We start from the raw sequence: 10,522 nt of genomic DNA, 5'->3' as shown, positions 1-10,522 counted from the left end.
GCAGCCCGGCACCGGCGTCCGCGGCACGGCCCGCGGCCTCGTCGAGCACGGCGAGATTCCCGGCGACGGAGCCCGGCCGGCCGGCGGTCTGGAGCAGGGCGGTACGCAGCGACGGCATGGGTGACCTCGGACGGTTACGAAGGGGCTTCCCGGATTGCCGGGGACGCACTGACCGTACGGTCCGGCCGTCGGCCCGGACAAGACACGACCGTTGCGCGCGGACCACCGATCCGTTGCGTGATGCCCGGCCCTTCCGGCGATTCGTTGCGTCGGTGTCCTGGGTGCGTCGCCGAAATGTCCTCAACGGATCCTCGGAGCGTCTTCGCAGGTGAGGAGCGTGCTCTGGATCCTGTGCTCTAGATCCTGTCCGGCGAGCCCGAGGAGTAGCGCCTCAGCAGCGGGGACAGGACGAGGACCGACTTCGTGCGCTCCACGTACGGCTCACCCGCGATCCGTTCCAGCACCTGCTCGAAGTGGCGCATGTCGGCCGCGAGGACCTGGGCGATCGCGTCCGCGTCACCGGTGACCGTGGACGCGGACACCACCTCGGGCAGCCGCTCCAGGCCCCGGTGGATCGCGTCGGGCGAGGTGTTGCGGCGGCAGTAGATCTCGATGAAGCCCTCGGTCTCCCAGCCCAGTGCCGCCGGATCCACCCGTACCGTGAAACCGGTGATCGCTCCCCCGGCCCGCAGCCGGTCGACCCGGCGCTTCACGGCCGGGGCGGAGAGACCGACCAGCGAGCCGATGTCGGCGTAGGAGCGGCGGGCGTCCTCGGCGAGGGCGTGGACGATGCGTTCGTCGAGATCATTGAGTCGCACGGCTGGTGGTTCACTTCTCTGCGATGACCGGTCGGGGAGGGCGGATGCCGCCGGGGCGGAGCCGTACCGGAAGTAGAACACGAGCCCGGCCGTCCGCGGACCGGCCGTCGTCGGCCCCGGTCCGCTCGTACGGACGACGGTGGGGGCCCACCGCGCTCGCGGTACGCCCCCACCGTGCTTCGCCGTACTCCCCCGCCGGTCACTCCACCGCCAGCAGTCCTTCCCGGAGCCGTCCCGTGATCCGCGACAGCAGACGGGACACATGCATCTGGGAGACGCCCAGCTCCGCGCCGATCTCCGACTGGGTCATCTCGTCGCCGAAGCGCATCCGGAGGATCCGCCGCTCCCGCTCGTCCAGCTCCTCCAGCAGCGGCTTGAGCGCCTGGACGTTCTCCGCCGTCTCCAGCCCCGAGTCGAGCGCGCCGAGCCGGTCGGAGAGCGGCACCGACGCCCCGGACGTGTCGTCCGTCGGCATGTCGATCGAACCCGCCGTGTAGCCGTTGCCCGCGACGATGCCCTCGATGACCTCTTCCTCGTCCAGGTCGAGATACTCGGCCAGTTCGGCGGTGGTCGGCGCGTGGTCGAGCCGCTGGGACAGCTCGTCCGTCGCCTTGGCCAGGTCGATCCGCAGCTCCTGGAGCCGGCGCGGGACGTGCACGGCCCAGCTGGTGTCCCGGAAGAAGCGCTTGATCTCACCGACGATGTACGGGACGGCGAAGGTCGCGAACTCCACCTCGCGGCTGAGCTCGAACCGGTCGATCGCCTTGATCAGGCCGATGGTGCCGACCTGGACGATGTCCTCCATCTGGTCCGAGCGGTTCCGGAAGCGGGTGGCCGCGTACCGCACCAGCGCGAGGTTCAGCTCGATCAGCGTGTTGCGTACGTACTGGTACTCATGGGTGCCTTCCTCCAGCTCGGTGAGCCGCGCGAAGAAGAGCCTCGAGATCTCCCGGGCGTCCTTGGGCGCCACCTCCGCCGGGCACTCCACATAAGGAAGCTCCAGCTCCGCCGCGTCCGCGTGGTGCCGGCTCACATACTGCGTGCTGTCGGTCGGGACCGTGCTCGCCGTGGACACATCGTCCTCCCCTGCTCCGTGGTCACTGCAGAGCGCGTGTACCCCGTCCCTCCACGCCCATGCGTGCCGACAGGAAATCAATGCCGGAATTCACTGAATCCAACTGGCGTGCAGCGGCTTTCCCTCGGCGTATCCCGCGGCGCTCTGCACGCCGACGACCGCCTTCTCCGCGAACTCCTCCAGCGAGCCGGCCCCGGCATAGGTGCAGGACGAGCGGACTCCCGCGACGATCGAGTCGATCAGGTCCTCGACTCCGGGCCGCGCCGGGTCGAGGAACATCCGGGAGGTGGAGATGCCCTCCTCGAACAGTCCCTTCCGCGCCCGGTCGTAGGCCGACTCCTCGCTCGTACGGTTGCGCACGGCGCGGGCCGAGGCCATGCCGAAGGACTCCTTGTACAGCCGTCCGTCGGCGCTCTGCTGGAGATCGCCCGGTGACTCGTACGTCCCGGCGAACCAGGAGCCGATCATGACGTTGGAGGCGCCCGCGGCGAGCGCCATGGCGACATCGCGCGGATGGCGGACCCCGCCGTCGGCCCATACGTGTCCGCCGGACCTCCTCGCCTCGGCCGCGCACTCCCTGACGGCCGAGAACTGCGGCCGGCCGACGCCGGTCATCATGCGCGTGGTGCACATCGCGCCGGGGCCGACACCGACCTTGACGATGTCCGCGCCCGCCTCGATCAGATCGCGTACGCCTTCGGCGGAGACGACGTTCCCCGCGACGACGGGCACCGCCGGGCCGAGCGCGCGGACCGCCCTGACGGCCGCGAGCATCGACTCCTGATGTCCGTGCGCGGTGTCCACGACGAGCGTGTCGACGCCCGCGTCGAGAAGCTGGGCCGCCTTGCCCGCGACATCGCCGTTGATCCCCACGGCGGCGGCGATCCGCAGCCTGCCCGCGGCGTCGGTGGCGGGCGTGTAGAGCGTCGCGCGCAGCGCGCCCTTCCGGGTCAGAATGCCGACCAGACCGCCTTCGGCGTCGACGGCCGGGGCGAGTTTGCGGTTGGCGTTGTCGAGCGTGTGGAACGCCTCGCGCGGGTCCATGTCCGCGGAGATCAGCAGCAGATCCTTCGACATGACCTCGGAGAGCTGGGTGAAACGGTCCACTCCGCTCAGATCGTGCTCGGTCACGATCCCGACCGGCCGGTGGCCGCCGTCGACCACGACCCCCGCGCCGTGCGCGCGCTTGGGCAGCAGGGACAGCGCGTCGCCGACCGTCTGGGTGGGTGCCAGCACGATGGGGGTGTCGAGTACGAGATGGCGCGTCTTGACCCAGGAGATGACCTCGGTGATGACCTCGATCGGGATGTCCTGGGGAATGACGACCAGTCCGCCGCGCCGGGCGACGGTCTCGGCCATCCGCCGGCCCGCGATGGCCGTCATATTGGCGACGACGAGCGGGATGGTGGTGCCCGTACCGTCCTGGGCGGAGAGGTCCACGCCCTGACGGGAGCCGACGGCCGAGCGGCGCGGCACCATGAAGACATCGTCGTACGTCAGGTCGTAGGGAACCGGAGCACTCTCCACATGGCGGCCGGTACCCGGTTCGAGGAAACGCATAGGTCTCACATTTTCCGGTGGAAACGGCGCAGGTCGTCTCCACGGGAGGCGCAGCAAAACGCCCCCGTGTCCATCTGCTCCTCCGCGAGCGTCTCTCCGAAGAGGTTCGGAAGGTACGGAGGAGGTACGGGGGCTCCGAGGCCAGGAAGTGGAACCTGCCTTACCCCAGGAGCTTACCGTGCGTCCTGCGTCCCGCGCGGCGCGGTCGGCCGCCCCCGGCCGGCCGGGCCCCGGTCGGCCATCCGCGACGGCCTCGGCCGACGGGTACGCGCTCCGTCCGGTCGGTCCGCGGTCGGTCCGCCCAGGATCACTCGTCCGGGTCGCACCGCTCCAGCGCGGGCCGCGGCGCCGGTTCGAACGCGGTCAGCAGGAAGTCCGCCGCCGCGGTGTCCGTCACCAGGCTGGTGACCAGCCCGGACCTGAGGACCGCGCCGATCGCCTCGCCCTTGCGCAGCCCGCCCGCGATCGCCACGACCTCCGGGATACGGCGCAGCCGCTCGGCCTCGACCGTGATGCACCGTTCGCCCAGGTCACGGCCGACCCGCCGGCCCTCCGCGTCGAAGAGGTGCGCGGACATCTCGGCGGCGACACCGAGCGAGGCGTAGTGGGACCGCTCCTCGTCGGTGAGCATGTCGTGCACCGCGGAGATGCCCGGCTCCCAGGAGCCGATGGAGACGGCGGCGACGGTGACCTTGTCGAAGTAGTCGAAGGCGCGCGCGATACCGGTCTGGCTGCGCAGCGCGGCGGCGGTCGCCGGGTCCGGCAGCAGCATCGGGGCGTAGATCGGATGGGCCTCGCCGCCGGACACCTGGGCCGCGCGCCGTACCGCCTCGACCGAGCCGCGCTCGGCGGTGCCCGCGTCGTACACACCGGTGAGCTGGACGACCGTGCAGGGCGGCAGCCGGTCGAGCGCCGCCGCCATGTGGATGGTGGACCGGCCCCAGGCCAGCCCGAGCACATCGCCCTCGACCACCAGTTCGCCGAGCAGATCGGCGGCGACCTCACCGAGGTTCTCCGGGTCGGGCGACTCGTCGCCGCCCTCCGCGGGAGACTCGACGACCACCGCGTGCCGCAGTCCGTACCGCGCGCGCAGCGCGTCGGAACGCTCCGCGTCGAGCTCGGCGGGGACGCGGATCTCGATCCTCACGAGATCGCGCTCCAGCGCTGTCTCCAGGACCCGGGCCACCTTGAAGCGGCTGACGCCGAACTCCTCGGCGATCTGGATCTTGGACTTTCCCTCAAGGTAGAAGCGACGGGCCATGGCCGCCGCCTGCACCAGCTCCGCGGGTCCCATCCGCAGGGCGGACCGACCCGCCGACATTGCAGACACCGCGATCTCCTCACTGCTGTGCGCACTCTGGACTCGCTGTTCATCCTGTCAGATCCAGCGATCCTTGATCGGCCCGAAAGGGCCCCGTTCATATTCCCGTGGCTCACTGGACGGCTGGGAGGCCGGCCGGTGTCGAGCTCAGTGGCCGCACGCCCAGGAGGCCGTGGCGGTGGCCTTGGCGGCCTGGTCGCGCAGGGTACGTACCGCCTCGGCCGGGTCGTCGGCCCCGTACACGGCGGAGCCCGCGACGAAGACGTCGGCGCCGGCCTCGGCGCATCGCTCGATGGTGCTCGCCGAGACTCCGCCGTCGACCTGGAGCCACAGCTCAAGTCCGTGCTTGGAGATCAGCTCCCGGGTACGGCGGATCTTGGGCAGCATGATGTCCAGAAAGGCCTGACCGCCGAAGCCCGGCTCCACGGTCATGATCAGCAGCATGTCCAGCTCGGGCAGCAGGTCCTCGTACGGTTCGACGGGCGTCGCGGGCTTCAGCGCCATGGACGCACGCGCGCCCTTGGCCCGGATCTCACGCGCCAGCCGCACGGGGGCGGCGGCGGCCTCCACGTGGAAGGTCACGGAGCCCGCGCCCGCCTCCACGTACTGCGGGGCCCAGCGGTCGGGGTCCTCGATCATGAGATGGCAGTCCAGCGGGGTGTCCGTCGCCCGGCCGAGCGCCTCGACCACCGGCACACCCAGGGTCAGATTGGGCACGAAGTGGTTGTCCATGACATCGACATGGAGCCAGTCGGCGCCGTCGACCGCGGCCGCCTCCTCGGCGAGACGGGCGAAGTCGGCGGACAGGATGCTGGGGTTGATCTGGGCCATGTGCCAAGCCTGCCATGCTCCGGACCACTTCCTGACCGCCCTGTGTCCCTCTGTGCGAACCGATGTCGAAGGGGAGCGGCGCACTCCGCCCAAAGCGGCGGATTCGGCGCGGCCGGGCAGTCGGGGACGGGACCCGCGCGAAGGCTCAGGCCGTACGGCGCAACAGCGCCAGATACATCGCGTCCGTGCCGTGCAGATGCGGCCACAGCTGGACGTCGGGGCCGTCGCCGAGCGCCGGTACGCCCGGCATCAGCGCCCTCGCGTCGATCCATTCGGCCCGCACCGCCGGGCCTCCGCGCCCCGCGAGGACGTCCTCGACGACCGTCTTGGTCTCCGCGAGATGCGGTGAGCAGGTCGCGTACCCGACGATCCCGCCGACCCGTACGGAGTCGAACGCGCCGCGCAGCAGTCCCCGCTGGAGCGGTGCGAAGCCCTCCAGATCCTCCGGGCGGCGGCGCCAGCGCGCCTCCGGCCTGCGCCGCAGCGCGCCGAGGCCGGAGCAGGGCACATCGACCAGGACCCGGTCGAAGGAGCCCGGGAGCCAGGGCGGGCAGGTGCCGTCCGCGGCGACGACCTGGTACGGGCCGGGGTTCCCGGCGAGCGTGCGTGCCACGAGCCTGGCCCGGTGCGGCTGTTTCTCGGCGGCGAGCAGGGACGCGCCGCGTTCGGCGGCCAGCGCCGCCATCAGCGCGGCCTTGCCGCCGGGGCCCGCACAGCCGTCCAGCCAGCGCTTGTCCGGTCCCTCCAGCGGCGCGTTGGCGACGGCGACCGCGACGAGCTGGCTGCCCTCGTCCTGGACACCGGCCCGGCCCTCGCGTACGGCGTCGACTGCGCCCGGTTCGCCGCCCTCGCTGAGCCTTACGGCATACGGCGACCAGCGGCCGGGAAGCCCGCCCTCCTCGCCGAGGACGGCGAGCAGCTCCTCGGCGGAGGCCCGGCCGGGCCGGGCGACCAGTGTGACCTCGGGCCGCTCGTTGTCCGCTTCGAGCAGATCCTCGATCCCCGCGCGACCGCCGCCGAGCGCGTCCCAGAGCGCCGAGACCACCCAGCGGGGGTGCGAGTGGACGACCGCGAGATGGTCCTCCGCGTCCTCGTCGTAGGGCGGGGCGACCCGCTCCAGCCAGGTGTCCAGATCGTCCTGCGCGATCTTCCGCAGCACGGCGTTGACGAACCGGGCGCGCCCGTCGCCGAGCACGACCCGGGCCAGTTCCACACTCGCGGAGACGGCGGCGTGCGTCGGGATCCGCGTACCGAGAAGCTGGTGCGCGCCGAGCGCGAGCACGTCCAGCACCGGCGGGTCGACCTCGCGCAGCGGCCGGTCGACGCAGGCCGAGATGATCGCGTCGTAGGTGCCCTGGCGGCGCAGCGTCCCGTACACCAGCTCGGTGGCCAGTGCGGCGTCCCGTGGCTCGAAGCCGCTGTTCTCGCGGGCCTTCTTCAGCAGCGGGGGCAGTACGAGATTGGCGTACGCGTCCCGCTCGTCGACGGCCCTGAGCGCCTCGAAGGCGAGGATCCGCACGGGATCCTTCTTGGGGCGGCGGTAGGGCTTGGCGGGACGGTGAGGGGCCTGCGCGTTCAAAGGTGCTCCGCGGTGAGAGATGGTGATCGCCACCAGCCTAAGCGCTGCCCGGTGGCCGGAAAGAACCGTGCGCCTCCGGCCCGCGCCGCGGCGCCGTGAGGACCGGAGCACGGCGCAGGAGGGACACGGGGCCGGGCACGGCGCGCGGGACACCGGGCACCGGCCGTTCGCAGGTCGTCCGTCCGCCGGTGGGCCGGTGTGCCGCGAACCGATCGGCCTCAGTGCGCCGCGCCGAGCCGCTCTCCCGGGGCGATCCGTACACCGCGCGCCCAGTCGGCCGCGCGCATCGGCTTCTTGCCCTGCGGCTGGACCCAGAGCAGTTCCACATCGTGGGAGCCGGTGCCGACGTGCACCTCGTTCTTGCCTACGGCCAGAGCCCCGGGCGTCAGTTCCGTACGGTCCGGCAGCGGCGCGAGCTGGATCAGCTTGAGCCGCTCCCCGCGGAAGACGGTCCAGGCACCCGGCGCGGGGGTGCAGGCGCGCACGACCCGGTCGACACGGAGAGCGGGCGCGGTCCACTCCACCTGGGCGTCCTCGACGCCGATCTTGGGCGCGAGCGAGATGCCCTCGGCGGGCTGCGGAACCGGCTTGAGCGTGCCGTCCTCGATACCGTCCATGGTCGCGACGAGCAGTCCCGCACCCGCGAAGGCCAGCCTGGTCAGCAGATCGCCGCTGGTGTCGGTGGGCCGTACGCGCTCCGTGAGCACCCCGTACACCGGTCCGGAGTCCAGGCCCTCCTCGATCAGGAAGGTGGCCGCGCCGGTCATCTCGTCGCCCGCCATGACCGCGTGCTGCACGGGCGCGGCACCGCGCCACGCGGGCAGCAGCGAGAAGTGCAGATTCACCCAGCCATGGGCGGGTACGTCGAGGGCGACCCTGGGCAGCAGGGCGCCGTAGGCGACGACGGGACAGCAGTCGGGGCCGATCTCGCGCAGCCGCGCGAGGAAGTCCTCGTCCCGCGGCCTGGCGGGCCTGAGCACCTCGATGCCCGACTCCTCCGCGCGCTGCGCGACCGGGCTGGCGACCAGCCTGCGTCCGCGGCCGGCGGGTGCGTCGGGCCGGGTCACGACGGCGGCGACCTCATGCCGGTCGGAGGCGATGAGTGCGTCCAGGGCGGGTACGGCGACCTCGGGGGTGCCGGCGAAGACGAGCTTCATCGGTGGCTGACTGCCTCTCGGGCTGATACGTACGGTGACGAGCGACGCACCAGTCTATGGGCCGCGGCGGCGGGCGACGGCGGCGGGCCACGTCAGGGGGCGTACGTCGGTGTGCGCGCCCCGCGCATATGCGCACACGCCCCCCGCAGCGTGACCACATCGCCAGGTGGCGCGTTGTCAAGAGAGATTGACCAACGCGGGCCGCACCGGTGCGGCCCGGATCCTTTTCAACGCCGGTTCGAGAGGCTTGTTCATGGCCGACCACGCAACCCACGACGCACAAGCCCGTGCAAGTCTCCACCTTCTGGTGCGGGACATCGAGCGGGTCCGGCGGCAGGTGGACGCGCTGCGCACCCTCACCGCCCAGTTGGGCAATGTCTACCGTCCGCGCCGTTCGGGCCCGTCCACGGGCTTCGTCGTCTACGGCCGGGCCCCCGCCCCGACCGTCCGTCTCGCACAGGAGCTGAGGGACAGTGTCGAGACCCTGGTGACCGCGGCCGTGGACTTCGACCGCTCGCTGGGTTTCTCGTGGGACGCCGTGGGCTCCGCGCTGGGGGTCACGAAGCAGGCGGTGCACCGCCGTTACGGCACGCGCCGGGCCGCGCAGCAACCGGGCGCGGGCGAGGCGGACCGCGCGCAGGACACCGCCGCGGTCCCGGCGGTCCCGGCCGCGCGCTCGATGCCGCCGCAGCCGACGGCGACAACGCACTCCCTCCGCGAAGACCCCCGCCCACCGGCCTTCCCGGGCCCGCGAGGCGGCTGACGGGACGGCCGGCGCCCGAGACCGGACGGGGGCCGGCGGCCGGGCAGGGCCCGCGCCCCGACCGGCCGCCGACGGAGCAGGTCGCGAGGCAGGCCGTCCAGCCCGGCCGGGTCGGGGCGGTTGGTCGGGGCGGCCGGTCGCCGGGTTGCCGGCCGGTCGGCGGGTCTGCGGGTCGGCCACAGAGCGGATGCCCTCCCCGACCCCGGACGCGCTCCTCGGCCACGCCCATGGCCGATGACGCTCACCGGCCGACACCACCGTGGGCACGGCCCGGGAGCCGCGTTCCCCCATCGGTCCTGCCACCGGGCCAGGCCGGTCCCGGGGTCAGCCGATGTCCGGGGGGTCGATCCGTACGCGGACGGGATCGTTGCCGCCCCGGGCCAGGCGTGCCGCCTGGGCCGACTTCAGGGCGCTCGCCAGGGCGGCTCCGCTGCCCGGCGGTACCCGTAGCAGCGCCCGTTCCCAGTGCTCCCCGGGCGGTGGATCGCCCTGGCGGCGCGGTCGGCCGGGGTCCGCGACCGGCAGCGGTACGGGGCCGAGCACCTGGGCCTCGGGCGGCAGCCCGGCCGCCGCCAGGAACGTGCTCACCGCCTCCGGGCGTCCCGTCACCGCCGCCATCCGCGACACCGGCGGGAATCCCAGCTCGGCCCGCTCCGCCAGCTCACGCTGCGCGTGGCCCACCGGGTCCCACCGCACCAGGGCCTGCACCGGCCGCAGCGTGGGCTCGGCGACCACCACGACCGTGCCGCCCTCGCTCTGTCCGCGCACCAGGGCGGCGGCCTGTATCCAGCGGCGCAGGGCCTCCTCGCCCGCCCGCAGGTCCGGCCGGCCGAGCATCGCCCAGCCGTCGAGCAGCAGCGCCGCCGCGTAACCGCCCTCGGCCACCGGCTCGGCACCCGGTGTGCTGACCACGAGCGCCGGGCGGCCGGGGACGGAATCGAGGACATGGTCCCGGCCCGACGTACGGACAGGGACGGCCGGGAACGCCCGCCCCAGCTCCTCCGCGGTGCGCCGCGCGCCCACGACCCGGGCACGCAGCCGGGTGCCGCCGCACTCCGCGCAGTGCCAGCCCGGCTCGTCACGGCCGCACCAGCCGCACACCAGCTCCCGCTCCCCCGGCGCCTCCAGCGGACCGGCGCAATGGCGGCAGCGGGCGGGCGTACGGCAGCGCTCGCACGCCAGCCGGGGCACATAACCGCGCCGGGGCACCTGCACCAGCACCGGGCCGGTCCTCAGCCCGTCCCTGACGACTTGCCAGGCGAGGCTGGGCAGCCGGGCCGCGCGGGCCGCCTCGTCCCGGGCCAGTTCGCCGTCGCCGACGGTACGGACCAGAGGCGCGGCGACCCGTACCTGCTCCCGGGGCGCCGTCAGCGGCAGCGCCCAGCCCGTCCCGACGAGCTGGGCGCTGCCGCTGACGG

8 protein-coding genes and 2 pseudogenes are annotated in these 10,522 nt (G+C 73.0%); 1 reads left to right on the top strand and 9 read right to left on the bottom strand.

The genetic code is table 11. From position 1 onward, the window contains the following. The 8 genes and pseudogenes from BFF77_RS34535 to fmt all read right to left on the bottom strand — a co-directional run. A pseudogene (locus BFF77_RS34535) lies at positions 1-109 on the bottom strand (carbon-nitrogen hydrolase); the annotation flags it as partial. Between the two features lie 247 nt (positions 110-356). After that, positions 357-818 carry an Lrp/AsnC family transcriptional regulator gene (locus BFF77_RS18305; RefSeq protein ID WP_066950846.1) on the bottom strand — a complete coding sequence of 154 codons (462 nt, stop codon included), beginning with the start codon at positions 816-818 and terminating at the stop codon, positions 357-359. 199 nt (positions 819-1,017) lie between these two features. Beyond that, a complete protein-coding gene (locus BFF77_RS18300) occupies positions 1,018-1,893 on the bottom strand; it encodes an RNA polymerase sigma factor SigF (RefSeq protein ID WP_066950844.1) in 876 nt (291 codons plus the stop codon). 90 nt (positions 1,894-1,983) lie between these two features. Continuing rightward, positions 1,984-3,453 carry a GuaB1 family IMP dehydrogenase-related protein gene (locus BFF77_RS18295; protein ID WP_066950842.1) on the bottom strand — a complete coding sequence of 490 codons (1,470 nt, stop codon included), beginning with the start codon at positions 3,451-3,453 and terminating at the stop codon, positions 1,984-1,986. A gap of 307 nt (positions 3,454-3,760) precedes the next feature. After that, positions 3,761-4,774, bottom strand: a complete 1,014-nt coding sequence (locus BFF77_RS18290; protein ID WP_066950838.1) for a sugar-binding transcriptional regulator — start codon at positions 4,772-4,774, stop codon at positions 3,761-3,763. 147 nt (positions 4,775-4,921) lie between these two features. Further along, positions 4,922-5,605, bottom strand: coding sequence for a ribulose-phosphate 3-epimerase (rpe, locus tag BFF77_RS18285; RefSeq protein ID WP_066950835.1), 684 nt, complete (start codon positions 5,603-5,605; stop codon positions 4,922-4,924). Between the two features lie 145 nt (positions 5,606-5,750). Then, positions 5,751-7,184: an RsmB/NOP family class I SAM-dependent RNA methyltransferase gene (locus BFF77_RS18280; protein WP_066950832.1), complete on the bottom strand. Its 1,434-nt coding sequence runs from the start codon at positions 7,182-7,184 to the stop codon at positions 5,751-5,753. A gap of 218 nt (positions 7,185-7,402) precedes the next feature. Continuing rightward, complete coding sequence (fmt, locus tag BFF77_RS18275; RefSeq protein WP_066950830.1) at positions 7,403-8,341, bottom strand: methionyl-tRNA formyltransferase; 939 nt, start codon at positions 8,339-8,341, stop codon at positions 7,403-7,405. A 253-nt stretch (positions 8,342-8,594) separates the two neighbouring features. On the opposite strand from fmt, the gene BFF77_RS18270 reads away from it, so the two are divergent. Further along, a complete protein-coding gene (locus tag BFF77_RS18270; protein ID WP_066950847.1) occupies positions 8,595-9,104 on the top strand; it encodes a hypothetical protein in 510 nt (169 codons plus the stop codon). 324 nt (positions 9,105-9,428) lie between these two features. Here BFF77_RS18270 and BFF77_RS18265 read toward each other — a convergent pair. Then, a pseudogene (locus tag BFF77_RS18265) lies at positions 9,429-10,522 on the bottom strand (primosome assembly protein PriA); the annotation flags it as partial.

Origin of the sequence: Streptomyces lushanensis (assembly GCF_001700515.1) — a bacterium.
GTDB lineage: Bacteria > Actinomycetota > Actinomycetes > Streptomycetales > Streptomycetaceae > Streptomyces > Streptomyces lushanensis.
This window is presented reverse-complemented; position numbering and strand designations above follow the sequence as displayed.